Genomic DNA, 25491 nt, shown 5'->3' with positions numbered 1-25491 from the left:
TGTTTTGATATTGTATTGACTTAATCCGTAACTATCCCATAGTTTAAATTGATGCTTGCCATATTCAACATAGCCATCAGCATATTTGATTGCAACCTTTTTAAACGGTATCCAACCCAGTGAACGTATAGCTGATTTTTTATTACTGACACGCCATTTTAGTTTTGCTTTTTTGAACTGCTTGCGTCTTGTGACCAATTCTTCTGTCACTGCCTGAATAGTTTGACTGTGCAAGTTGCATTCTTTCGATGTGCCTTTCGTGTATTTTGCAAGGTCGTATGCTGAAAAGAATTGTTGTTTACGTTGTAGATGCTTAAAACACAAATCATTGACATAATTCCAGACAAAATTTACTTCGGATGCTAACTGATTTAGCACCTTGCAATGTTTGTCTTTTATGCGTAATTTGAGTGTCTTCATCCAATTATTTTAACAGTATTTTTCTTAATAGTGACTATAGTACAAGTATTTAAAACGACATTTCGTGTCGTTCATATGGTTTACTCCAGTCGCTTATATCCTCGTGCTGAACCACGAGGTTTTTCGCTCCAGTGGATAAACTTCTTTCACAAATCCGATTAAAACCATACTTCAATCCCCCATCATCCTCTTACGGAAGATATTCCTCATCCCTGAGCCATATATGGCGCAAGAGAAGGGATTTTCGATACTAATTTAATTTTGACCTATACGGATAAACTGAAAAGACAGACACAACGTCAGCTTTTTAAAAACTCACAACTTACCCAAATGCGCCAAACAACGATGAATCGCACCACAACCCGGCTGAAAGTGCTGCACACCTTTGGCTTCTTCCATACGGCACACCTCACTCACCAAACGATCTGCCACACCTCGACCACGGTTTGCAGGATGCACCACAATATATTCAAGCGTACGATGATCATCTTGCCCTGTGCACCAAATCGCACCAATCACTTTAGTATTAAATTCTGCCGTGTAAAGTAGGGTATACTGAGCCAAGTTCTGCTCAAGTTGGCTTACCGCATCTTGCCCATCGCCAAATTCAGGGCTGGTATCATACAGTCGCTCAAGCTGGCTGCGCACTTCGGTATTTTCCAGTGAAGTATAGGCATGTACGGTAATAGGCATTGATTAACCCTCCTGAGCAATCTAATATGCTGAGACTTCGTCACAGCGAAAACATTTTACATCAATCATTTTTGACGTTTTTTGAGGAACGTGTCTATGACCCAACGTATCAGTGAAGTGGTGAGAAATACCAACGAAACTAAAATTCGAGTTCGTGTGAATCTGGACGGTACGGGTCAAGGCACACTCAACACTGGAGTTCCATTTTTAGACCATATGATTGATCAAATCAAGCGACACGGTTTGTTTGATATTGATATTCATTGTGATGGCGACTTGGAAATTGATGATCACCACACTGTAGAAGACTGTGGTATCACGCTTGGACAAGCTTTTGCTCAAGCTTTGGGCGATAAAAAAGGTTTACGACGCTACGGTCACTTTTACGCACCACTTGATGAATCTTTAAGCCGTGTGATTGTCGATTTATCGGGTCGTCCGGGTTTATTTATGGATATTCCATTTACCCGCGCACGTATTGGTACTTTTGATGTGGATTTATTCTCAGAATTCTTCCAAGGCTTTGTCAACCATGCATTAATGACACTGCACATCGACAACCTCAAAGGTAAAAACAGCCACCACCAAATTGAAAGCGTATTTAAAGCATTTGCACGTGCTTTACGCATGGCATGTGAAGTCGATCCGCGTGCTGAAAATACAGTGGCATCAACCAAAGGAACACTCTAATGACCCGAATTGCCCTTCTTGACTATGGCATGGGAAATTTACACTCTGCAGCGAAAGCTTTAGAGCATGTGGGTGCAACGGTAGATGTGACCAATGACCCAAAACTGATTGCACAAGCCGATAAAATTGTGTTTCCAGGTGTGGGTGCTATGCGTGATTGTATGCAAGGCATGCATGAAGCTGGCATTGATGACGTGGTACGCAACGCGGTCTTTAATAAACCTGTACTTGCAATTTGTGTAGGCATGCAGGCGCTGATGCAACATTCCGAAGAAAATGGCGGAGCAGATGCACTGGGCATTTTTGCAGGTACAGTCAAACGCTTTCCTGAAGTAGCAGGTTTAAAAGTGCCACACATGGGTTGGAATCAGGTACATCAACGTGACCCGAGCCACCCTATGTGGAACAACATTGAACAAGATGCGCGTTTTTACTTCGTGCATAGTTTTTATGTTGAACCGCAAGATGAAAAAATCGTGGCCGCGACCTGTGATTATGGTTTAACTTTCTGTACAGCCCTGCATCAAGACAACTTGTTTGCAACGCAGTTCCACCCAGAAAAAAGTCACACTGTTGGTTTGCAGTTACTAAAAAACTTTGTGGAATGGAATATCTAATATTCAGGATGCTTCAATCAATAAAGCCGAGTTAATCTCGGCTTTATTTTTGCGTGAATGTTTTTCACTTTTATTGCACATTGATTTGTGTTTAAAATTAAAGCGTTTTTTATACCTTTTATTCAAAATAAACTGAGGGTCTGTCGATAATTGGTCTATGTTTGCGATGTGAGAGAGATATCTCACAAGATTTTTGAGCAAATATACGGTATGCGACAGAAAATTCAAAAAATCTAGGAATTACAACAATGAGTCAATATGTAGAAGATTCTGCACTCAGTGCAGCGGGGCGTTTTGGTCGATTATCATTTTTAGCGTGGAACTGTTTGCTCAGCTTGGGGCTTGCAGTACTGATTGCAATTATTGCCGTTGTTGCACCCAATTTATTGCTAGAGCTCGGCTCTGGCTCTATGGGCATCGGCATGATCTTGCTCGTGAGCATTTATATCGTGGCATTCTATTTTAGCTTTATTTTCACCATCCGCCGCTTGCATGACCGCAATCATACTGGCTGGTTATCTTTGCTGATTTTGGTGCCTTTGGTGAATATTATTATGGGTTTATATTTGGTATTTGCACCTGGCGATGATCGTCAAAATAGCTATGGTGCGGTACGTGAAACTGCAGGTTGGGAAAAAGTACTGGCTTGGATTTTTATTGTGCTGATGATTTTGGCGATTATTGGCAGCTTCTTGTCAGGTATATTCAGCAACGTCTAAGCAAAAATATTCCACTTGGTTGATATTTCGAAATAGCCCATCTATTGGGCTATTTTTTCAGGATATTCGCTGCAATCTTTGTCCTGCACAGCATTTTCAATCTTTTAAACTTTGCCAAATTCCGCAAAACGCTTTAGGCTAAAACCGCTTCTTTACCGCTTTGAATGTTATGGATCTCACTCGTCTGCGTACCCTGCCTAGCCCTGATGAAATTCGGCAATTGCCACTGTTTGAAAATATTGCGCGTCAAAATATTGTACTGATTCAAAATCTAGAGCAATGTCTAGCAATTGAAGCTGAACTGAAAACCGCAGCTGTCTTGGGTTTCGATTCTGAATCTAAACCCACGTTTAATGTAGGCGAAGTTTCTACAGGCCCGCATTTAATTCAGCTCGCAACCTTAGAAAAAGCCTATCTATTTCAGCTCAATGATGACATTTGGCAATTTTTGCAGCCAGTTTTTGCCAATCGCGATCAAATTAAAGTAGGTTTTGGGCTGAAAAATGATGCCCATTTATTTCGTAAAAAAGGTATACAACTGAATAGCGTGATTGAACTATCCAAATGTTTTGGCAGTTTTGGTTTTAAAAGTCCGCTTGGGCTTAAAAATGCCATGGCATTATTATTTCACGTTCATTTCCCTAAAAGCCGAAGTATCAGCACCTCAAACTGGGCATGCAAACAGCTCAGTGAAGCACAAATTGCCTATGCTGCCGCCGATGCCTACGCACCTGTGTTGATATTTGAAGAATTGGGGCGTTTGGGTCTATTGCCCGAGCATATCCCAAACAGTTCACTCAAATTGCGGATTCGTCCCTCTAAAACAAAACCTACAACAGATGCTTAGATATTTAACAATACTTTGTTAAAATGCACAGATTGAATTCAATAAGTTTTTGGCAAGGAGCGAAAGCATGCTGATCATCCCTGCAATTGACCTGAAAGATGGCAAGTGTGTTCGTTTAAAACAAGGTCGTATGGAAGATGATACTGTATTTTCTGACGATCCAGTGGCAACAGCACAACACTGGGTAAATGAAGGCGCGCGTCGCTTGCATTTAGTCGATTTAAACGGCGCTTTCGCAGGTACGCCAATTCATAAACCTGTGGTTGAAGCGATTGCAAAATCACAACCCGATCTCCCTATTCAAATTGGTGGCGGTATTCGTTCACTCGAAACCATCGAACACTATTTGGATGCAGGCGTATCGTTCGTAATTATTGGTACCAAAGCCGTACAAGAGCCTGCTTTTGTAGAAGAAGCCTGCAAGAAATTCGCAGGACACATCATTGTCGGCATTGACGCCATGAATGGCATGGTGGCTACTGATGGTTGGGCCAACGTCACAGACGTGAAGGCAACAGATTTAGCTAAGCGTTTTGCCGATGCAGGTGTATCTAGCATTGTTTATACCGATATTGCCCGTGATGGCATGATGCAAGGTGTGAACGTAGAACAAACCGTAAACTTGGCGCAATATTCAGGCTTACCCGTGATTGCTTCTGGCGGTGTGACCAATTTAGATGACGTACGCAACCTAAAAGGTCAGCCTGGCATTTTAGGTGCGATTACAGGTCGTGCAATTTACGAAGGCACGTTAAGCCTGCGTGAAGCACAGTTGCTTTTAGATGAGCAATCTTTGTAATTCTGCCGCGCATTTTCAAAGAGGTCTGCGGACCTCTTTTTTATTTTGATTTTATTTTGCTCATCTTAAGTTTTTCATCTCCTACAAATTATATGTCTCAGCTTTCACCAATGCTTCGCAGTAAAGCCCCGCAACTGGCGCTCATTTTGATTACTTTAATTTGGGGTGCAACCTTCATTACCGTGCAATACGGTTTGAATTTCAGCAGTCCCGTACTGTTTGTAGGCTTACGTTTTGCCGCAGCCACTTTGGCTGTGGGATTAATTTCATGGCGAAGCCTACGTGGTTTTAGCATCGATGAACTCTATGCAGGCTTTGCCATAGGCGCAGTCATTGCGCTAGGTTATGTCACTCAAACCATTGGCTTACAAAGTATCAGCAGTAGCGAATCGGCCTTTTTAACGGCGCTGTATGTCCCGCTTGTACCGCTATTGCTGTGGTTATGCTTTGATCAACGTCCGCATGTCATGACTTGGTTGGGTGCTATTTTGGCATTTGTAGGCTTGGTCTTTTTAACAGGCAATGGCTTAGGCGCAATTCAGTTAAGTTTTGGACAAGCCATTACTTTAATCGGTTCAATTGCGATTGCCTTTGAAATTATTTTAATTAGCTATTTTGCCAATCGGGTCAATTTAAAGCGCGTTACCCTCATCCAACTGGGTTGTGCATCGTTATTGTGTTTTGCGATTGCACCATGGGTTGGAGAAACTCAATTGCCCGAATTTCAGTGGTCACTCCTTGCTGTTTTGCTCGGCTTAGGCATTGCCAGTGCCGTGATTCAATGGGTGATGAACTGGGCACAACGTCAGGTAGACCCTGCGCAAGCCGCCATTATTTATGCAGGTGAACCGGTGTGGGCAGCCCTGATTGGGCGTTTAGCAGGAGAACGTTTACCCATTCTGGCATTATTTGGTGGGCTTTTGGTTGTTTTAGGCGTATTCATCAGTGAATGGCGGCCTAAACTTTTTGAATCTAAAACTAAACCCCAAACCTAAACCTGAACATAAACCATGCCTTAAAACACTTGATACAGGCATCCCGACAGCCCGACCTTTGCAGCGCTGTTGTGATTTAAAATAAGTGTAGGATTTTTAATGGTACATCGGCAGATTATCATTCACGCGAATTAAACCGCGTATAGCACGGTAAACAATCCATAACCACGAAATAGCAACCACTGCGATACAGAAAAGTGTCGCAGCCAAAGTCATACTGGCAAAGCTTTGCGCATCTGGACTAAAGAACACCAAAAAGAACGGCACAAAGGCCACAATATTCCAAAACAGATACCACCAGAAGCTGCGAATTTGCCAAGTAAAATGACTGGCAAAAATTGAACCTTGTACATCACTACGTTTTAAATAGTTGATGATTAAGGCAATCACGGCCAATATCCCCGCAGAAAAAATCGCCATGATATACAGCACATATAAAATCATGGTCAATGAACGATGTGGGTCTTGATCTACTGAATATGAATGCTCTGCGTCTGACATAATGCACCTGACAAGCCTGTTACTGGAACAATATTCCCAATTAGATGTTAAGCTGATTCAACGGAGAAATCATCCATAAAATCAGAAAGATATTTAAGCCTATCGTACAAAAATAAATCTTACCAAAGGGTTGTTTTTGTGTTTTATGGCGTAATTTTTGTTGTGCTAACCATGCTGCAGGCCAACCCCCTAAAAAAGCCACAATATGCAAGTTATTTTCAGGAATACGACGTCCACCCTGCTGTGCAGCTTCTTTATCTTGTGCATACAGCCAATAACTCAGCGCATTCATCAAACTGATGAATAATAACAACATGCCGCTGAGCAATCCCAACAGCGTCAGCAAAGCCAAAGCAACAATATAAGCCACACATAATATTTGCATCGGCTGCATTTTTTGCGTGATGTTGGATGTTTTCGCACTCACAGCAGATGCCTTTGCTGCTTTGGTCTGCGAAGCTTTTAAATACACCGCTTGCTGTGCTCGGTAACGTCCGCGCTCATCCACAGTTACGGTATATTCCAAGGCACAGCCCACAATTGGACGTGGCCCTTGTCGGGCGAAGTCCTTAATGTGTAAAAACACGCGATCTTTTTGGTGGTCATTCGGCTGAATAAACCCATAACCCTGCTCATCAAACCATTCGACTAAACGCCCTTGATCACGCATGTTCTATATCCCTCAAGCTGTCACAAACTTTAAGCGTTCAATCAGCATATTCCGCATTTCATCTGGATTTTTCTGCAAAATATCTGCGCCTGTCCGCCCTTCTGCCGCATTTTTAGCAGCCACCTGCAAACGCATTAACCAAAAACGTCCTGCCGCCATTGCCAAATACAGTTCCAAACAGGCTTTTTCGTCTTGGGTTAAAGGACGCACCGTTTCGTAGGCATTTAAAAATGCAATCGCCTTGCTTTCATTTAAGCTCAGCTCAGGAAAATCGGTACAAAAATCATTCAGCGTAATCGCAATATCAAACAGCAATTCATCTTGATTTAATTCATAAAAATCTAAAATGCCTTGCAACTGATCATCTGCAAACAAGGTATTGTCACGGAATAAATCCGAGTGAATAAAACCTTTGGGACGCTGCGGATAGACTGCGGTTAAAGCTTCATACAAGCCCAAAAGTTTGGACAGTAAGGCTTGATCGGCCACATGCATGCTTGGTTTTAATTGGCGTGCGGCCCCTGCCCAATAAGCATGATCACGTACATGATCGCGCTGCAAAGGAAAATTTTGTAAGGCCACATGCATTTTGGCTTGTGCAATCGCAATCGCTTCCACTTGCGCCACTGTTGTCAGTGTCGGATGCTGCCCAATTAAACGCGGTGCAATTTGTGCAGGTTTTTCTTTTAATTGGTGAATGGCTTGTCCCGAATAGGATAAAGGCACTGCCACAGGCAAACCCGCTTGCCCCAAATGCTGTAATACAGGAATTAATTCGCCTGCCGCTTGCTGATCTAATTCTTCAAAAATGGTCAGCACGTACTCGTTTTGATTGTCGCAACGCAAAAAATAATTGGTATTTTGAATCCCCCCTTGAATGGGAATCAGCTCGACCACCTCCAATCCATAAGGCGCTGCAAAGACCTGAACTTCCTTTAAAGTCAAAGGAGTATAAACCGACATAGAAAACCTGCGAAAAACCTGAGCTAAGTTTGATAGAATACCCGCTCCATCTGCCAAGGTGTAGCGCTTGTGTGGGTGAGTTTCATAATCGGCTGTAATAATTGGAAAAATTTATGCTAGCGAAACGTATTATTCCTTGCCTAGACGTAGATAATGGTCGCGTGGTTAAGGGCGTGCAATTCCTTGATATTCGTGATGCGGGCGACCCTGTCGAAGTGGCGCGTCGTTATAATGAACAAGGTGCCGATGAAATCACCTTTTTAGACATTACCGCTACCCATCATGGTCGTGATACGACTTATCGTACCGTAGAACGTATGGCAGAAACCGTGTTCGTGCCCCTCACCGTTGGTGGTGGCGTGCGCAAGGTTGAAGACATTCGCCTATTATTGAACGCAGGTGCAGATAAAGTCAGCATTAACTCTGCAGCCGTCTTTAACCCTGAATTTGTGCAAGAAGCCTCACAGCATTTTGGCGCGCAATGTATTGTAGTTGCCATTGATGCGAAAAAAACGGGTGATAACAAATGGGAAATTTTCACCCACGGTGGTCGTAAACCAACAGGTATTGATGCCATTGAATGGGCAGTGAAAATGGCAGACTACGGCGCAGGTGAGCTATTGGTCACTTCAATGGATGCCGATGGTACCAAGGCAGGCTATGACTTGGCGCTCATGCGTGCCATCAATGACCGTGTAACTGTACCCACCATTGCGTCTGGCGGTGTAGGTAATTTACAGCACTTGGCAGATGGTATTTTAAAAGGCGGTGCAGATGCGGTACTAGCTGCCTCAATTTTCCACTTTGGTCAGCACACTATTCCAGAAGCCAAACAATATTTGGCAGCGCAAGGCATTGAAATGCGTTTGTAAAATCATAGTGCAAACGAACTGTGAAAAGTGCAATCTGAGGATTGCACTTTTTTTAGCTTAAAATTGAAGTAAAGGTAAAATTTAGGCAGAAAAAAAGGAGTCCGAAGACTCCTATCAACTCAAAAAACCACAGCGCTGAGGTTCTTTTATCTTTTTAAATAGACTTATAAAAAATAATCAACAAAATCAATTCATCATCACACAATATTCAACCGAAACATCCGTGGATATTTCACTGCACACAATATACGCAGAGCTTTAGCCGAAATATTGACCAAAAACACCTAAAATATTGACCATTTGCGACAAGACTTGCCTAAGCTGTCACTACAAACCTTCATTTGCTGCAACATAGTTAAGATACCTGCTCTGCCACAGCTAATTTTTTCTCGACCCATTTGGCAGGAAAATATGCAGCAGACAAACGGTTTAAACCCTGTGCAATCACCTGATGTAAGGCAATGCCTAGCGGATTTTGCTCCTGTAAAGCAGGCGCTGAAATGACTCGCGTTCCTAAAAGATAATCAAACCAAGGCTTAGTCACACACCAGTTCGCATCCTGATTGCTGTTCATGTGATGATCATAATGCCACGGAATTTTTTTAACCGCCCATTCTGGCTCTAAATGCGCACGACGATGAATATAATAATAATTCGCTGCACTATAAATAGCAGCCAGACTCATGCCCTTAGAGATCGGATAGAACACACCACTGGCGACTGTAGCCACCACAGCCAAAGACACAATTTCATTTTTAGTACGCCAGTTACTGATGCCTTCAACATAGCCATGATCATGAAAACTGGTTTTACGCACTTCACGATGGTGCTCCCAATGCGATTTCATACTCTCAGGCACTGGACTATAACGGCGCTGCCCCGGGCGATGTGTTCCGTGCAAAATATATTTATGTGCCACCCATTCAAAACCATTGGCAACCACCAAACCTACCACAAATCCTTTTAACATCAGCTCGCCTCCCTGCCTGTACGATTTGACCGCTGTGTTCACTATAGGTGCAGTAGTAGACTAGATCTTGACCAAAGAAATTTATATCATTGACAAATGACGACAAAAATAAATTGATAACACATGCAACAATTCAAAGAATATACAGGCTCGGTCTATGGCGGCTTAGGGCATTTATTAATGTGCTATTACCAAGCAAAACAACTGCCTATTCCAGAAAAATTACATAGTATTCAAAATCTTGAACGCTTTGATTATGCGCTTTGGCGCGAATTGCTTAACACCTTAGAGCAGCAGTTACCGCAACCTGCCTTGGGCCTGGAAATTGCCAAATATGTGCAGCCCAAACATTTGGGCATCATTGCCTATTTAGCCCTGTCCTGTGACCATTTGGGCGAGGCACTACAACGTTACCATGATTTTCATCGGCTGATTTATGATGGCGGCCCGTTGCAGGTCGAAGCACAAAACGATTATTTATCTATCCGTTGGTCGGAATTGCCTGTGCATATGACCACACAACTGACCGATGAGATCGCAATTGCTTTAATGATGGAATTTCTTAAGCATTTTATGCAGTTTGAGGACATTTGCCTGCACGAAGTGCATTTTCATCATCCCGCACCTAAAAACATTGCGCTGTATGAACAGTATTTTCATTGCAAAGTGCGTTTTTCTCAGCCAATTACCCAAGTGTTACTGCCCATTTCCGAGTTGGCAAAACCCTTTCATCAGGGCGATCAAACCTTACAGCATCTATTGCTGCAACAGGCGCAGGCCTTGCTAGATAAACTACCAAATAGCACCCAGACCGATCAGCGCCTGCAGCAAGCCATTTTGACGGGTCTGCAAAAAAATATGTATCAAATTGAACATATTGCCCAACAATTGCATATTTCTGTACGTCAATTACAGCGCCATTTACAACAGCAAGGCACGACTTATCAAAAGCGTATGCAGGAAGTACGATGTTTACTGGCAGAACAATATTTACAAGACCCACATTTAAGTCTGCAAGAAATTGCGCTATTGCTGGGTTATTCAGAACAAAGTGCCTTTCAGCGTGCGTTTAAACAATGGACGCAGCACACACCACAACAATGGCGGATGCAACGTGCTTCATGATTGCTTCTTTTTACTTTAATTTATGTTAAATTCATCACAATATCGATCTAAAATGCGATAAATTTAATTGAAGTTTGATCAATTAACTCAAAAAATAAGCACTGGAGAATCAAATTGAATAAGTATTTCGCAGAACTGGCTGGCACATTCTAGCTGGTATTTGGTGGTTGTGGTAGTGCGGTATTGGCTGCAGCTTTTCCTGAATTGGGCATTGGTTTTGTGGGGGTATCCCTCGCGTTCGGTCTGACCGTATTAACCGCGGCCTATGCACTTGGGCACATTTCAGGTGGTCAATTTAACCCTGCAGTCAGTATTGGTTTGTGGGCAGGTGGACGTTTTGAAGCCAAAGAACTCGCACCGTATATTATTTCACAAATTATTGGTGCGACTCTGGCCGCTCTGGTGTTGTATCTGATTGTACAGGGTCAGGCAGGTTTTGCAGGCACAGGCGGTTTCGCGACCAACGGTTATGGTGATTTATCTCCAGGAAAATATGCCCTCAGTTCAGTATTATTGATTGAAGTGGTACTCACTGCTGGCTTTTTGATGGTGATTATGGGTGCAACCGATAAACGCGCACCTGCTGGTTTTGCTCCAATTGCAATTGGTTTGGCACTGACGTTAATCCACCTAATCAGCATTCTTGTGAGCAATACTTCAGTGAAACCTGCACGTAGTACGGGTGTAGCCTTCTTTGCTGAAACTGCAGCACTCAGCCAGCTTTGGGCTTTCTGGGTTGCACCGATTGTAGGTGCGGTGATTGGTGCAGTGCTGTATCGCGCTATGGCAAAAGCTGAAGACTGATCTTCAAAACTTTAAATCCACAGCTTTTCAAGATGTCTGGGATTTATCTAAAAACACACAAAACAACAAAGCCCGTTCAAGCGTTTGAGCGGGCTTTTTAATGGCTTAGATGAGCAGATTAAAGTAGATTTAATATCTTGAGATGGCATCCATTATAAAAATGGATTTTCAATTTCACCCGCTTCGGGACGATCTAACTTTTCAGGCAGATTCGGAGTCTGCTCCAAAGTTGCAACAACTTCATTCAAAAAAGCCTGTAGTGCTTTGGCTGCCTGTAAACCCGCCTGATCTTTGCTGATTTGCAAATTGCCATACACATTGATGCAATCTAAATCATTTTCTAAGGTTAAGTCATGAATCGCATGTGATTCAGTCCCATTTTGAAACGGTTTAAACATTGAATTCACCTTAGCATGAAGGATGCAATATCCATCATCTTAACCCAGTTTAAGATTTCAACAACTGTAAAATATATTGCAATAAAGCTTCAATCAATTGCTTCACAATTGCATCTTGGGTATCTGCATCAATGCTAGCACCCGATGCAGGACTACTGCCTGAGCGTTTAAATTCGGTTTGCAAGGCTTGTAATTGCTCAGCAGATACATCTTCTGCGCACTGGCTTTCTGCATCCCAATGTGAGTAGGCAATCGGTGTATTGGCTTTTACAGCATTTGCAGTCAAAGGCAATTTATAGGTATTGCGCTTTTGTTCTTCACTTAATTGTGGGAATAAATTAATGCCCAACTGTTCTTCTAAATAGCAGACACTCACCACTTGCACCTGTAACGAGTCGTTATTGGGCGCGTAATAAGCCCCTATCGCGCCTGTTTTGGGCATATACACAGCTTTATACACCGCAGTCGGCACAATAACGCCCTGCCCAATGGTTTTTAGACGCTTGGCATTAAAACTTGGCCCCGTAATCACATACACATCTTGCTTTTGCTTAGTCACCACCGCTCGGGTGGCTTCTTCAAGTTCACGCCAGACCTGCTGATTATTTTTAGGGGCTTGCGGCACCATATTTGCCAAAGAAAAACTGTCAAACTGGGCTGCCAAGTTGGTCATGTCGGCATTCGGTGCCATGTGTCCACGGTCATAACCCGAACCACGATAATCCAGCAAAGTCGCACGATGCTCGGCTTTGACGCGCGGTTCTTCGTGAAAGTTATCTTCACGTGGAATCCGCTGACTCAAACGCGCTGGTGTTAAGGCTTCTGCCACCCATAACGGGGTTTTGGATACCCCTGAATACATCACATTAAAGTCATTAAAACACAGCGGATAGCTGTCTTTTTGCAGGCTATTTTTCAGTAAATAGGGCGGCGTTTCTCGATAGAACTGGGTTAGGCAAGCACTATTTCCTGAACTCGGCACCAGTGAAGTCCACTGGCTAATTTTTTCTTGACCAAAAGCAATCACAAAACTCCCTGTTGCCACTACACCGAGTAGCACTTTCAAGCTGTTTTGATTGAAAATTTGAGTCCAAATGTTGTTGGAATTGCGCCGTTTTCTTGCCATAACCGTTACTGTGACTTCGCTCTAAATCCGCAGAGTTTGCCCGAGCTTAACAATCCACTCACAGCTTGTATATGAAGCACCTCTTGTTCGTCTAACAATTAAACAAAACCCGCGCCATAACACCACAAAAGCCATACACAGCCTGAGTTTTAAGCACTTTTGACATCAGTCTAGATCAAGTTTGGTAGATTTGATTGCATCCGTTTTAGCGAATCTGCCAAGCTAAATACACCTTAAAGACATCGCTCAGCGACACCCAAGCGCATTGCGCTGCTCTAGCTGGATGTCATTGACGATTTAAATTGGTTTTAACTTTATTTTTGCGATTTTTGATGAAGAAATACATGCGTTTTCATCTTTTTGCTTGTGCTTTGGTTGGTAGCAGTATCAGCATTTCTGCCTTTGCCGAACCACCCATTCAAGCAGGTGATACTTTAGAAAGTTTATCTAAAGTCAAAATAAGCACCACGATTAATGGGCAAGCAGGCTCACTACAAGAATTAATCGCCAATGGTCAGATACGCATTGTACCGAGTACAGATACAAACTTAACAAGTCCAGCAAAAAATATAGCGCAACAGCCTGCAAACCAAATTTCAGCCGAACAAGCCAATCTGGCTCAAGACAATGTACCGATGACGATGCCTGTCGGGACTGAATCCGAACTGCAACACGCAGCGCAGGCAGAGCAAGTGAGCGAACAACACATACAAGCCACCTCTGCGCCATTATTGTCATCTTCAGCCGATTTACCTGTAAATGCTGGCGATGATGTGGATGTCACCGCAGAAGCGCTAAATGCTGCACCACAAAACCCTGCTGCATCTGAACAAGCAGCAGTCAATCTGCCCACGACTAAGCGGCTTGAAACCACAGCACCTGCGGCACAGGGCGCAGATGTAAACGATATAGATTTAAGCCATCTACAACCAAGTGATACGGAACAATAAGATCTGTTTAAGACCAATCTTGAGCTAAAAATAAAAAACCAGCACTTTATAATGCTGGTTTTTTAAAATCTATTGAGCAGTTTTTAAATTTCGATTTGACTACCCAATTCCACCACACGGTTGGTTGGAATTTGATAGAAATCACTCACAGGACTGGTATTGCGCTGCATTGAAATAAACAGTTTTTCACGCCACGGTGACATGCCATCGCCCACCGTATGCACAATTCGATCACGCGAAATAAAGAAGCTCATTTGCATCATATCGAATTCAAACTCAAGCTGTTCATAGGCTTGTTTCAAGGCATTTGGAATATTTGGCTGATCTTTAAAACCGTAATACATGGCAATCCGATAAAAACGATCATCCAGTTTTTCGACTTGAATCCGATCTTGCTGCGCCACAAATGGAATATCACGCGTGATGACCGTTACCATGATATTGCGTTCATGTAAGACCTTGTTGTGCTTAATATTATGCAACATGGCATGTGGCACAATGTTAGGCGTACCTGTCAAGAAAATCGCATCGCCAGGGACAAATTTGGTTTCATTGCCCATACTAATACTGTGAATGAATAGGTCTATCGGCAAGGCATCTTTTTCCAAACGATTGAAAACCAATGCACGACCATCTTTCCACGTCATTAAAATGGTATACATGATGGCGCCAATTAAAATTGGCACCCATCCCCCTGACACAATTTTGAGCGAGGTCGAAGCCACAAAAATTAAATCTAGGGTTAAAAATGGCACTGCAAAAAGGGCAACTTTCCACATCGGCCAACGCCAAAAACCATAGGCCAGCACTGAAATTAAAATCGTGCCACACAGCATGGTCATGGTCACTGCCACGCCATAAGCACTGGCAAGTCTGGCACTATTTTCAAATAATAAAATTAAGATAAGCACCGAAATAAATAAGGCCCAGTTAATGAATGGCAAATAGATTTGACCACGTTCAACATCGGACGTGTGACGTACAGTCAGGCGTGGTAAATAACGCAATTGAATGGCCTGATTGACCATTGAAAATACCCCTGTGATCACCGCTTGAGAGGCGATCACCGCTGCAGCTGTGGCTAAACCAATCATCGGGTATAAGCCCCATTCAGGCACCAACATATAGAACGGATTTTCAATCGCTGCAGGGTTACGTAGCAATAATGCCCCTTGTCCTGCGTAATTCAATAACAAGCAAGGTAAGACAATCAAAAACCACGCGAGGCGAATAGGCATCCGCCCAAAATGCCCCATATCGGCATAGAGTGCTTCGCCACCCGTCATGGTTAAAATCACCGCACCCATGGTGAGAAATGCAACAAAGGGTTGCTCTACTACAAAGTTAAACGCCCAGTGTGGACTGACCATGGCCAATACAAATGGGGTTTGGATGATACTGAGCAGCCCTGCACCGCCAATGGCTAAAAACCACAGCAAAGTCAGTGGGCCAAAAAATTTGCCCATAGTACCTGTACCATGACGCTGCACAATGAACAGTCCTGCCAAAATACCAATGGAGAGCGGTACGAGCCATTGATTAAAGATAGGCGTGGCAATACTTAGTCCTTCAATGGCAGACAATACTGAAATGGCGGGGGTGATAATGCCATCGCCAAAGAACAGGGATGCACCAATAAAGCCAAGTGCGATCAGGAAGATTTTTTTGTCTTCGGCAATACGGGTGGTGCGCAGGTTCAATGCCAATAATGACATGATCCCGCCTTCGCCATTGTTATCGGCACGCATAATAATGGTGACGTATTTGAAGCTGATGGTGAGCATCATGCACCAGAAAATTAGGGATAAAATTCCCAATACACTGGCTTGGGTAATTGCAAGATGCGCCGTTAAAAAAGTTTGTCTGAAGGCATACAGAGGACTGGTTCCGATATCCCCAAATACAACTCCGAGTGCAGCCAAGGTAATGACGGGTAAGGCTGCTTTTTTTGCAGTACTTTGCATAGGTGTCTTCGATTTAGACGGTATTTTTGAGAATCATAGCACTACGCTGAAAGTTTTTCTCTAAATCAAATGTTTCAACTTGGCTTTGTACTATTTTTTGGTTATTATCCACCGCCTATGGTGAAGTGTCCGAGTGGCTGAAGGAGCACGCCTGGAAAGTGTGTATACGTTAATAGCGTATCGAGGGTTCGAATCCCTCTTTCACCGCCAAACATTATTCTCATGAAGTCTCATGTGATCTTAAAAAGCTTAAATCTAAAGGGTTTAAGGTTTTTTTATGTCTAATGCAATCTACTTTATCTATTGCAAGCTTGATCTAGTTGGGGTTATAACTAGGGGTATAATAAATTACCCCCAAAATTATACCCCCAATTCTGTGGAATCATTGCAATGCTTACAGATGCTCAAGTCAGAAAAATAAAACCATCGGAAAAGAAAGCCAAATAATTACCTATGATCGAAATCTAGCACATATCACGGCTGGCGGGCTTGGTTATCGTGAATTCTAAAAGTTGAACCCATATAGGGGAAAGCCCCCTACTCACTTAGGTATGATTTATTCAAATCACCATTCATCTATTACTATTAAAATATATTCGTCCTTCTATGTATTTCTTATTAGTGGCGGGTTTTCCCGCTGCGGACAACTTCACACTATTGGATTTATGGGTACAGATACAATCAAAGCCTAAGAATCTCAAAAGAGGCATGTCGCCTGCATTAGACTGATAGCTATTCAGCTCATGTTGATTTTTACCCATTTTATCGACATGACAACCTGAATATGTTTATGTCATCGACATGACAACTCTCTCATGTCGATTTTTGTCAGTTTTATCGACATGAAAGCCTGAATATGTTTATGCCATACAGCTAAAGACATAAGACAATATTCCTTTTAGGTTTTTAAGCACATCAACAACCTGAACGCCAAATGTCACATCCTAAAGTGAATTAGCTTTCTAAAAAGGTCATTATCAACCAAACACCCAATAAAAAACCACTGCTCAATCTTCCAGATCAACACAGCGGTTTTAAACTCATCTTTTACAGATCAGTCACATCTTACATTTTCTTTTCTTCAATATTTAACGCATTGATTGCCAATACCGCCTGAGTACGATTTTGCACACCCAATTTACGGAAAATTGCGGTCACATGCGCTTTAATCGTCGCTTCAGAAACATCTAATTCATAGGCAATTTGCTTATTCAACAAACCTTCTGCCACCATCATCAATACACGGAATTGCTGTGGTGTTAAAGACTGAATACGTTCAGCCAAAGCTGTTTCATCTGCAGCGCGAGGGTCAAAGTTAACATTCGCAGCCAAGTTTGGCGGCAACCAAATCTCACCTTCTAAAACTTGACGAATTGCTTCACCAATATGGCTCGGATGTGCCGATTTTGGGATATAACCCATCGCCCCATGCGCAATTGAACGTTGAATAATCGATGCTTCTTCGTGAGCGGACACCACAATAATTGGGATAGATGGATATTGCGCACGCACATGCACCAATGCAGAAAAGCCCGATGCCCCTGGTAAATTCAAGTCCAATAAAACAAGATCAGGCTCAGGTCCATTTTCCAAACGTTCGTACAATTCATTAACTGCAGCAGTTTCATGAATTTGAGCTTGCGGTAAGCTATAACGAACCGCCTGAATTAAGGCATGGCGAAACAGCGGATGATCATCAACGATTAATATATTCATAACAGACGTGAGAGATCTTGGGCACAGTTGTTATATTCTAACCACACAAAGACAATTAAGGATATGCAAGTCATGACTTTTTTGCATTTATTGTGCAATTAATCACAGAAAAGCGTTTATTTTTTATGTTTTCAGCGCTCAGTCAAAAAGGTTGATCATTTTGTGGATTTTTTAATCAGTTTTATTTTACAACCAAAACGCTCAAAACAAGATGTAATATGAAATAGAAAATATCCCAAGATAAGGGTTTATATCCGTACCGATTCAGACAAACTCAGCAACAAAGCAGGACAAGCGTTTGATATTACCCCAGGCATGGTCGCAACAGTCGATATTAAAACGGGTGAAAAAACGGTGTTGGAATATCTGATCAAACCATTCAACAAAGCCAAAGAAGCCTTACGTGAGCGCTAAACAGAAATTCTCTTATACCTGAATTTAATGAATTATCTCATCTCTGATTCTTGCCTTCTCCCAAAACCCAACTGGGCTCAAGTGAAGGCGAGAATGAGGGCGATAATATCCTATGCCCTCTACAGTTTTATTTTTCACAGATTTTGCATTTCATCTTAATTGCCTAAACAATCTACAGCAACGCAGCAAATCCTCCTTTTCACCTCTTTCCAAGCCTGATGACACTGTGTATAACCATAAGTCACGCAATGAAAATGATAAGCATAGGCAAAACAGGTAAAAAACCGTTAGACTATGCATCTCTCTCATTCAATGTCGTTTCAGACAAATAAGAAGGTGAAGGTTGATGCCGCTCAATACTGTCGAAGAGCTTGTAGCAGATATCCGTGCAGGAAAAATGGTCATCCTCATGGATGATGAAGATCGTGAAAATGAAGGTGATTTAGTCATTGCCGCAACCCACGTTCGCCCTGAAGATATCAACTTCATGATCACACACGCGCGTGGTCTTGTTTGCTTAACCTTAAGTCGTGACCGTTGCCAGCAATTAAACCTACCGTTAATGGTTGATGCCAATGGTGCACAACACGGTACGAACTTTACTTTGTCGATTGAAGCTGCTGAAGGCATTACCACGGGTATTTCTGCCGCAGAACGTGCGCATACCATTCAAACCGCTGTCGCTGCACATGCCAAGCCTGCCGATATTGTTCAGCCTGGGCATATTTTCCCACTCATGGCACAGCCAGGTGGTGTATTGCACCGTGCAGGACATACCGAAGCAGGTTGTGATCTTGCCCGTTTGGCAGGTTTAGAGCCTGCATCGGTAATTTGTGAAATCATCAATGAAGACGGCACCATGGCGCGTCGTCCAGATTTAGAAGTTTTTGCTGAAAAACATGGCCTCAAAATTGGCACCATTGCAGATTTAATCCACTACCGTATGACCAATGAGCAAACTGTAGAGCGTCTAGATCAGCAAAGCATTGACACCGAATATGGCACGTTTGACTTGTATCGCTACCGTGAATTGGGTAACCCAGATATTCACTTAGCATTAGTCAAAGGCGAGCCTAAAGAAGGCGTGACCACAGTCCGTGTGCATGGTTTTAATCCAACACGTGACTTGCTCAAACTAAACAAAGCAGACGGTTCCGCAACTTGGAATTTAGACCGTTCGCTTAAAGAAATTGCAGACAGCGAACGTGGTGTTTTGGTGTGGATTGGTCAGGGGCAGTTACAGGACTTGGGCCCAGCCCTAGATAGCCTAAAAACCCCGAAACAGGGCAAAGCCAATGCTGCATTGTCTCAGCAATATCAAACCATTGGCGTGGGTGCACAAATTTTACGTGATTTAGGCGTTGAAAAAATGAAGCTGCTCAGCTCACCATTACGTTTCAATGCTTTATCAGGCTTTAACTTAGAAGTGGTGGAATACGTCACCGCAGATCCAACATCAGAGAAATAATCGAGGTTGCTATGGCAATTCGCCGTATTGAAGGTTTATTACATCTCGCTAGCGAAGGCCGTTATGCGATTTTAGTCGGTCGTTTTAATAGTTTTGTGGTTGAGCATTTGCTTGATGGCGCAATTGACACATTGAAACGTCATGGCGTATCAGAGGATAATATCACCGTTGTTCATGCACCAGGCGCTTGGGAACTTCCTGTAGTCGCTAAAAAATTAGCTGCATCGAATGGTTATGACGCGATTATTGCACTCGGCGCAGTGATTCGCGGTAGCACACCACACTTTGACTTTGTTGCAGGCGAATGTGCCAAAGGTTTAGGCGTGGTGGGTTTAGATACAGGCTTACCTGTGATTAACGGTGTATTGACTACGGACAGTATTGAACAAGCGATTGAACGCTCTGGAACAAAAGCAGGTAATAAAGGAAGTGAAGCTGCCTTAACTGCAATTGAAATGGTTAACTTGTTAAAGGCTATTTAACGCTATGTCGCAAACACTCCAAGCCACTTATGCAGCAAAACGCAAAGCACGTCGTTTTGCTGTGCAAGGCATTTATGAATGGCAAATGAGCCACAATCCAGTGCATGAAATTGAAGCACGTACCCGTGTGGAAAATGCCATGCACAAAGTGGATCTTGGTTATTACCATGAATTGCTGACTCAAGTGGTTGCCAATCATGAAGCTTTAGATGCTTTGCTGGTACCTGTGCTTGACCGTGACATTCAAGCGCTCGATGGTGTTGAACTGGCAACTTTGCGTTTAGGCGCATACGAATTGCAGCAGCATCTGGAAATTCCATACCGTGTCGTACTGGATGAAGCGATTGAACTGGCCAAACACTTTGGCGGTGCAGACAGCCACAAATACATCAATGGTGTATTAGACCGTCTTGCCAACAGCTTGCGTGCAGAAGAAAAGCAACAAAGCAACTAATTCAAATTATTGAGTCGATTGTTGTATGGCTGAGTTTTCTATTATTGATACCTATTTCAACAGACCGCATCCCGATGCTGTCGATTTAGGTGTCGGTGATGACTCAGCCTTGCTTACACCTCCACCCCAACAACAGTTGGTGATTTGTGCTGACACGCTGATTGCAGGACGACACTTTCCCCTCGACACCTCCCCGCATGCCATTGGCTGGAAAGCCGTCGCAGTAAATTTATCGGATATTGCGGCGATGGGTGCAACTCCGCACAGTATTTTATTGGCCTTGAGCCTACCCCAAATTGATCACGACTGGCTAAACGGCTTTAGTCAGGGTTTACACGATTGTTGCGATCAATTTGGCGTGCGCTTAATTGGTGGCGACACGACTCAGAGTCCACATCTAACCATTACTGTTACCGCACTTGGCTGGATTGAACACGGGCAAGCCGTTGCTCGTTCAGGTGCTCAAGTGGGCGATTACATTTGTGTCAGTGGACAAGTTGGTGATGCAGCCTTTGGGCTCGACCATCTTGAACACCCTTTAAAACAGCGTTTGGACTATCCAACACCACGCTGCCAACTTGGCCGACAGCTCAAAGGACTGGCTTCAAGCATGATTGATGTTTCAGATGGCCTAGCTCAAGATTTGGGACATATTCTGAAAGCCTCTCAGGTGGGCGGATGTATTGAACTCGATCAACTGCCTATAGACCCTGCTTTAACCGAATTACCACAACAAAAGCAGTGGCAATATGCTTTGGCAGGTGGCGATGACTATGAGTTATGCTTTACAATAAGCCCGCAAAATTATCAACAACTTTTGCAACAAACCTTAGATACCCCTATTCATATTATCGGTAAAATTAACAATCAAGACCGCTTAAGCTTTGAACAGAATGGCGTAGATCGTTCACTTCATTTTCATGGATACCAACACTTTGCACAAACCCGCGATTAATTTCAAAGCCATGTCTTGGACTGACCGACTGATTGTATGGTGTGGTGTTGGTTTCGGTTCAGGTCTACTACCTAAAGCGCCTGGTACTTTTGGCTCAGCCTTTGCCCTACTGTTCATTCCCATTTGGTTCGCGCTTGGTTTCATTCCAAGCCTTTTTGCCATTGCCATCATGTCGCTAATTGGCATATATATCTGTGGACGTACCGCACAAGTCATGGGCGTGCATGATGATGGGCGCATTGTCTGGGATGAGTTTGCAGGACAATCCATCACCTTCCTCCCCCTGATTTTTGTTGATCAAATCAACTGGGGTTGGGTGATTGCAGGTTTTGCCCTGTTCCGACTATTTGATGTGTGGAAACCATGGCCAATCCGCGTGATTGACCGTAAAGTCGAGGGTGGTTTTGGCATCATGCTGGACGATATTATTGCTGGCCTTTGGGCCGCGTTGTGTATTTATATTTATTTATCATTTATTTTGGTTTAGCCATCACTAGGATTCAATATGTCTACCACCGTGATTATTCTTGCAGCAGGTAAAGGTACGCGCATGCGTTCAAATTTACCCAAAGTATTACAACCCCTTGCAGGACGCCCACTATTGGGTCACGTGATTGAAACCGCGAAAAAACTACAAGCAGATCATATTATTACCATTTACGGTCATGGCGGTGCATTGGTACAAAATGCCTTTACACATGAACAAATCCAATGGGTTGAACAAGCAGAACAATTGGGTACAGGCCATGCAGTGAAAGTCACCTTGCCTGTTTTACCACAAGATGGCGTATCTCTGATTTTATCGGGTGATGTACCTTGCATTACAGAGCAGACTCTGCAAAAGCTGCTCGACGTTTCACGTGAAACGCAAATTGGCTTAGTCACACTTAAGCTTGCTGATGCAACAGGTTATGGTCGTATTGTACGTGAAAACGGTAAAATTCAAGCGATTGTTGAACATAAAGATGCCTCTGAAGCACAGCGTCAAATTCAGGAAATTAACACTGGGATTTATTGCGTCAGCAATGCCAAATTACACGAGTGGCTACCTCAACTGAGCAATAACAATGCCCAAGGTGAATATTACCTGACCGATATTGTGGCGATGGCCATTGCCGATGGCTTAGAGGTTGCCTCTGTGGAACCTGAATTGGCTTTTGAAGTCGAAGGCGTAAATGACCGTGTGCAACTGGCTGCCTTAGAGCGTGAGTTCCAAAACTTCCAAGCCAAGCAATTGATGCAACAAGGTGTGCATTTAATCGACCCGACCCGCTTTGATTTACGTGGCAATCTCCATGCAGGTAAAGACGTTCGCATTGACATTAACGTGATTATTGAAGGTAATTGCGAACTAGGTGATGGCGTAGAGATTGGTGCAGGTTGTATCCTCAAAAACACCAAAATTGCTGCGGGCACTAAAGTTCAGCCGTATAGCGTATTTGACCAAGCGGTTGTAGGTGAAGCTGCGCAAATTGGTCCATTCTCACGTTTACGTCCGGGTGCGGTATTGGCCAATGAAGTGCATATTGGCAACTTTGTTGAAGTGAAAAACAGTCAAATTGGTTTAGGCTCCAAAGCCAACCACTTTACCTACTTAGGTGATGCCGAAGTGGGTGCAGGCAGCAATATTGGTGCAGGTACGATTACTTGCAATTATGATGGTGCCAATAAATTTAAAACCATTATTGGTGACCAAGTCTTTATTGGTTCAAATAGTTCATTGGTTGCACCTGTCACCATTGCCAATGGTGCAACGGTAGGCGCAGGCTCGACCATTACCCGTGATGTTGCAGAACAGTGTTTAGCTGTGGAACGTTCTAAACAGTTCACTAAAGAAAATTATCAACGTCCACAGAAATTGAAAAAATAAGAGGAAGTTCCTATGTGCGGTATTGTCGGTGGCGTTGCAGAACGTAGTATTACCAATATCCTCATTGAAGGTTTAAAGCGTTTAGAATATCGCGGTTATGATTCCGCAGGTTTGGCATTGATTAGTCAAGGTCAGGTCTTGCGTGAGCGTCGTGTCGGTAAAGTAGCAAATCTTGAGCAAGCAGTACTAGATTCTCAAGTCACAGGTTCACTCGGTATTGCCCATACACGTTGGGCAACACATGGCAAACCGACAGAAAACAATGCACATCCGCATATTTCTGGCAATGTTGCTGTCGTACACAACGGTATTATCGAAAATTATCAAGAACTGAAAGATGAGCTAGAAGCTTTAGGCTATATGTTCAGCTCTCAAACGGATACTGAAGTGGTTGCGCACTTGGTCAACCATGCTCTTAAAACTGCACCGAATTTATTGGTTGCGGTACAGCAAGTCGTGCCTCAACTGAAAGGTGCTTATGCTCTGGGAATTATCCATACCGATTATCCAGATGAATTGATCACGGTACGTGAAGGTTCTCCTTTGGTGATTGGTGTCGGTATTGGCGAAAACTTTATCAGTTCAGACCAATTGGCGTTATTGCCGATCACCAACCGTTTTATGTATTTGGAAGAAGGTGATATCGCACGCTTAACTCGCGACAGCATTGAAGTTTTTGTAAACGGTCAAACGGTTGAACGCCCTGTAAAAGAGTTGGATGCAACTGTAAGCAATGCATCGAAGGGTGAATATAAACACTACATGCTCAAAGAAATTTATGAGCAGCCTGAAGCAATTCAACAAACCATTTCACAAGCATTGAATGGCAACGCTTTACGTGAAGATTTCCTGAAAGATGCTGAGCTTGACTTTACCAAGATTCAACAAGTACAGATTATTGCCTGTGGTACCAGCTACCATGCAGGGATGATTGCAAAATACTGGTTTGAACAGCTAATTAACTTGCCATGTCATGTGGAAATTGCCAGCGAATACCGTTATCGCACCCCAGTCATTGTGAATAACACATTGTATGTGTGCATTTCACAATCTGGTGAAACTGCAGATACTTTAGCTGCTTTACGTGATACGCAAAAACGTGCTGCTGCAAAAGGCTTAAATATTAGCACCATGACCATTTGTAACGTGGCAACTTCATCTATGGTGCGTGAAACCAATCATAGTTTGTTGACACTCGCAGGCCCTGAAATTGGTGTGGCATCGACCAAAGCCTTTACGACACAGTTGGCAGCATTAATGCTGTTGGTGCTCAAAATTGGTCAGGTGAAAAATGCAATAGCAGCGACAGATACGGCTGAAATTATTGCAGGCTTGTGGCACACACCAAAAGTGATTTTAGATACTTTGCAAAATGATACGGCAATTTTACGTTTGTCTGAATTGTTTGTAGAGAAAAATCACTGCTTGTTCTTGGGTCGTGGCACACAATTCCCAATTGCCTTGGAAGGTGCGTTAAAACTGAAAGAAATTTCATATATTCACGCAGAAGGTTATGCCGCAGGTGAGTTAAAGCACGGCCCATTGGCTTTGGTGGACAATGATATGCCTGTGGTGATTTTAGCACCGCAAGATGACATGCTGGACAAACTGAAGTCGAATATGGAAGAAGTACAGGCACGTGGTGGTGAACTATTTGTCTTTGCAGATGAGCACAGCGGGATTCCTGCAGACAAAGAGCGTCAGCATGTAGTTTATGTACCGCAAGTCAGCGCATTGCTTGCGCCAATTGTGTATAGTATTCCTGTGCAGTTGCTGTCTTACCATGTTGCGGTGTTACGTGGTACAGATGTCGACCAGCCTAGAAACCTAGCAAAAAGTGTAACTGTAGAATAATATTCATATTATTTAATGATTTAAATTTAATTTATTAATTTTAAATCAATCATAATCCGCAGCCTGCTTGTTAAAAAACAGCCTGCGGATTTTTTATGTCTCCATCTTTTCTAAACAGGTGCATTTAGCGCAAGACTCAGAACCTATCTGATTCA

Annotated in this window: 26 protein-coding genes, 1 tRNA gene and 2 pseudogenes; 19 read left to right on the top strand and 10 right to left on the bottom strand. The window is 43.1% G+C overall.

What is annotated here, in order from left to right:
* Both FTU66_RS07515 and FTU66_RS07510 read right to left on the bottom strand, forming a co-directional pair.
* Window positions 1–420: pseudogene (locus FTU66_RS07515) on the bottom strand (RNA-guided endonuclease TnpB family protein); the annotation flags it as partial.
* Window positions 421–735: 315 nt separating this feature from the next.
* On the bottom strand, window positions 736–1113 hold the full coding sequence (locus FTU66_RS07510; RefSeq protein ID WP_096902643.1) for a GNAT family N-acetyltransferase: 378 nt from the start codon (window positions 1111–1113) through the stop codon (window positions 736–738).
* A gap of 96 nt (window positions 1114–1209) precedes the next feature.
* Here FTU66_RS07510 and hisB point away from each other — a divergent pair, with 96 nt between their 5' ends.
* From hisB to FTU66_RS07480, 6 genes are all read left to right on the top strand, one after another.
* A complete protein-coding gene (gene hisB / locus FTU66_RS07505; RefSeq protein WP_096902642.1) occupies window positions 1210–1803 on the top strand; it encodes an imidazoleglycerol-phosphate dehydratase HisB in 594 nt (197 codons plus the stop codon).
* Window positions 1803–2420, top strand: coding sequence for an imidazole glycerol phosphate synthase subunit HisH (hisH, locus tag FTU66_RS07500; protein WP_004974401.1), 618 nt, complete (start codon window positions 1803–1805; stop codon window positions 2418–2420). The genes hisB and hisH overlap by 1 nt, the downstream gene beginning before the upstream one ends.
* Window positions 2421–2668: 248 nt before the next feature.
* Window positions 2669–3139 (top strand): DUF805 domain-containing protein, encoded by a 471-nt coding sequence (locus tag FTU66_RS07495; protein WP_180112567.1) that lies wholly within the window; start codon window positions 2669–2671, stop codon window positions 3137–3139.
* 169 nt (window positions 3140–3308) lie between these two features.
* Window positions 3309–3986, top strand: coding sequence for a hypothetical protein (locus FTU66_RS07490; protein ID WP_004974396.1), 678 nt, complete (start codon window positions 3309–3311; stop codon window positions 3984–3986).
* Window positions 3987–4053: 67 nt separating this feature from the next.
* Window positions 4054–4785, top strand: coding sequence for a 1-(5-phosphoribosyl)-5-[(5-phosphoribosylamino)methylideneamino]imidazole-4-carboxamide isomerase (gene hisA, locus FTU66_RS07485; RefSeq protein WP_180112566.1), 732 nt, complete (start codon window positions 4054–4056; stop codon window positions 4783–4785).
* A 92-nt stretch (window positions 4786–4877) separates the two neighbouring features.
* Window positions 4878–5780 carry a DMT family transporter gene (locus FTU66_RS07480; protein WP_180112565.1) on the top strand — a complete coding sequence of 301 codons (903 nt, stop codon included), beginning with the start codon at window positions 4878–4880 and terminating at the stop codon, window positions 5778–5780.
* 96 nt (window positions 5781–5876) lie between these two features.
* Here the strand turns inward: FTU66_RS07480 and FTU66_RS07475 are convergent, their stop codons facing one another.
* Genes FTU66_RS07475 through FTU66_RS07465 form a run of 3 tightly spaced genes read right to left on the bottom strand, consistent with a single transcriptional unit; the run spans window position 5877 to window position 7914 of the window.
* Complete coding sequence (locus FTU66_RS07475) at window positions 5877–6281, bottom strand: hypothetical protein (RefSeq protein ID WP_180112564.1); 405 nt, start codon at window positions 6279–6281, stop codon at window positions 5877–5879.
* Between the two features lie 40 nt (window positions 6282–6321).
* Window positions 6322–6951 (bottom strand): DUF1294 domain-containing protein, encoded by a 630-nt coding sequence (locus FTU66_RS07470; protein WP_096902640.1) that lies wholly within the window; start codon window positions 6949–6951, stop codon window positions 6322–6324.
* Window positions 6952–6963: 12 nt separating this feature from the next.
* The gene (locus FTU66_RS07465; protein WP_180112563.1) at window positions 6964–7914 is read right to left on the bottom strand and encodes a homoserine kinase; all 951 of its coding nucleotides are present in this window, start codon (window positions 7912–7914) and stop codon (window positions 6964–6966) included.
* Window positions 7915–8027: 113 nt separating this feature from the next.
* On the opposite strand from FTU66_RS07465, the gene hisF reads away from it, so the two are divergent.
* Window positions 8028–8786: an imidazole glycerol phosphate synthase subunit HisF gene (gene hisF, locus FTU66_RS07460; RefSeq protein ID WP_180112562.1), complete on the top strand. Its 759-nt coding sequence runs from the start codon at window positions 8028–8030 to the stop codon at window positions 8784–8786.
* A 355-nt stretch (window positions 8787–9141) separates the two neighbouring features.
* Here hisF and FTU66_RS07455 read toward each other — a convergent pair whose 3' ends face one another.
* On the bottom strand, window positions 9142–9756 hold the full coding sequence (locus FTU66_RS07455) for a sterol desaturase family protein (RefSeq protein ID WP_180112561.1): 615 nt from the start codon (window positions 9754–9756) through the stop codon (window positions 9142–9144).
* A 123-nt stretch (window positions 9757–9879) separates the two neighbouring features.
* On the opposite strand from FTU66_RS07455, the gene FTU66_RS07450 reads away from it, so the two are divergent.
* Window positions 9880–10881 carry an AraC family transcriptional regulator gene (locus FTU66_RS07450; protein WP_180112560.1) on the top strand — a complete coding sequence of 334 codons (1002 nt, stop codon included), beginning with the start codon at window positions 9880–9882 and terminating at the stop codon, window positions 10879–10881.
* A 153-nt stretch (window positions 10882–11034) separates the two neighbouring features.
* A complete protein-coding gene (aqpZ, locus tag FTU66_RS07445) occupies window positions 11035–11685 on the top strand; it encodes an aquaporin Z (protein ID WP_180112569.1) in 651 nt (216 codons plus the stop codon).
* A gap of 152 nt (window positions 11686–11837) precedes the next feature.
* On the opposite strand, the gene FTU66_RS07440 is transcribed toward aqpZ, so the two are convergent.
* Together FTU66_RS07440 and FTU66_RS07435 are read right to left on the bottom strand one after the other, a co-directional pair.
* On the bottom strand, window positions 11838–12083 hold the full coding sequence (locus FTU66_RS07440) for a hypothetical protein (protein ID WP_004974374.1): 246 nt from the start codon (window positions 12081–12083) through the stop codon (window positions 11838–11840).
* Between the two features lie 49 nt (window positions 12084–12132).
* A complete protein-coding gene (locus FTU66_RS07435) occupies window positions 12133–13209 on the bottom strand; it encodes a DNA/RNA non-specific endonuclease (RefSeq protein WP_004974371.1) in 1077 nt (358 codons plus the stop codon).
* 344 nt (window positions 13210–13553) lie between these two features.
* On the opposite strand from FTU66_RS07435, the gene FTU66_RS07430 reads away from it, so the two are divergent.
* Window positions 13554–14159: a hypothetical protein gene (locus tag FTU66_RS07430; RefSeq protein WP_180112559.1), complete on the top strand. Its 606-nt coding sequence runs from the start codon at window positions 13554–13556 to the stop codon at window positions 14157–14159.
* Between the two features lie 83 nt (window positions 14160–14242).
* On the opposite strand, the gene FTU66_RS07425 is transcribed toward FTU66_RS07430, so the two are convergent.
* On the bottom strand, window positions 14243–16123 hold the full coding sequence (locus tag FTU66_RS07425) for a potassium transporter Kup (protein WP_004974367.1): 1881 nt from the start codon (window positions 16121–16123) through the stop codon (window positions 14243–14245).
* Between the two features lie 119 nt (window positions 16124–16242).
* Here FTU66_RS07425 and FTU66_RS07420 point away from each other — a divergent pair.
* Window positions 16243–16333, top strand: a tRNA-Ser gene (locus tag FTU66_RS07420).
* Window positions 16334–17188: 855 nt separating this feature from the next.
* Here FTU66_RS07420 and FTU66_RS07415 read toward each other — a convergent pair.
* On the bottom strand, window positions 17189–17839 hold the full coding sequence (locus FTU66_RS07415) for a response regulator transcription factor (protein ID WP_004974358.1): 651 nt from the start codon (window positions 17837–17839) through the stop codon (window positions 17189–17191).
* Between the two features lie 243 nt (window positions 17840–18082).
* On the opposite strand from FTU66_RS07415, the pseudogene FTU66_RS07410 reads away from it, so the two are divergent.
* The 8 genes and pseudogenes from FTU66_RS07410 to glmS form a co-directional block, all read left to right on the top strand.
* Window positions 18083–18253 (top strand): annotated as a pseudogene (locus FTU66_RS07410) (secretion protein HlyD); the annotation flags it as partial.
* 346 nt (window positions 18254–18599) lie between these two features.
* Window positions 18600–19721, top strand: a complete 1122-nt coding sequence (gene ribBA / locus FTU66_RS07405) for a bifunctional 3,4-dihydroxy-2-butanone-4-phosphate synthase/GTP cyclohydrolase II (RefSeq protein ID WP_180112558.1) — start codon at window positions 18600–18602, stop codon at window positions 19719–19721.
* An 11-nt stretch (window positions 19722–19732) separates the two neighbouring features.
* Window positions 19733–20203 carry a 6,7-dimethyl-8-ribityllumazine synthase gene (gene ribE, locus FTU66_RS07400; protein WP_004974350.1) on the top strand — a complete coding sequence of 157 codons (471 nt, stop codon included), beginning with the start codon at window positions 19733–19735 and terminating at the stop codon, window positions 20201–20203.
* A gap of 4 nt (window positions 20204–20207) precedes the next feature.
* Window positions 20208–20657, top strand: coding sequence for a transcription antitermination factor NusB (gene nusB, locus FTU66_RS07395; protein ID WP_180112557.1), 450 nt, complete (start codon window positions 20208–20210; stop codon window positions 20655–20657).
* 25 nt (window positions 20658–20682) lie between these two features.
* Complete coding sequence (thiL, locus tag FTU66_RS07390; RefSeq protein WP_180112556.1) at window positions 20683–21612, top strand: thiamine-phosphate kinase; 930 nt, start codon at window positions 20683–20685, stop codon at window positions 21610–21612.
* Window positions 21578–22099 (top strand): phosphatidylglycerophosphatase A, encoded by a 522-nt coding sequence (locus FTU66_RS07385; protein ID WP_180112555.1) that lies wholly within the window; start codon window positions 21578–21580, stop codon window positions 22097–22099. Before thiL ends, FTU66_RS07385 begins: the two co-directional genes overlap by 35 nt.
* A gap of 18 nt (window positions 22100–22117) precedes the next feature.
* Entirely contained in the window at window positions 22118–23482 is a 1365-nt protein-coding gene (glmU, locus tag FTU66_RS07380; RefSeq protein WP_180112554.1) for a bifunctional UDP-N-acetylglucosamine diphosphorylase/glucosamine-1-phosphate N-acetyltransferase GlmU, read from the top strand.
* 12 nt (window positions 23483–23494) lie between these two features.
* The gene (gene glmS / locus FTU66_RS07375; protein ID WP_180112553.1) at window positions 23495–25336 is read left to right on the top strand and encodes a glutamine--fructose-6-phosphate transaminase (isomerizing); all 1842 of its coding nucleotides are present in this window, start codon (window positions 23495–23497) and stop codon (window positions 25334–25336) included.
* Window positions 25337–25491: the final 155 nt, after the last annotated feature.

Source organism: Acinetobacter sp. YH12131 (assembly GCF_013418635.1).
Taxonomy (GTDB): Bacteria; Pseudomonadota; Gammaproteobacteria; order Pseudomonadales; family Moraxellaceae; genus Acinetobacter; species Acinetobacter towneri.
Note: the sequence above shows the minus strand (reverse complement) of the source record. Positions and strands in the feature narration are given on the sequence as shown.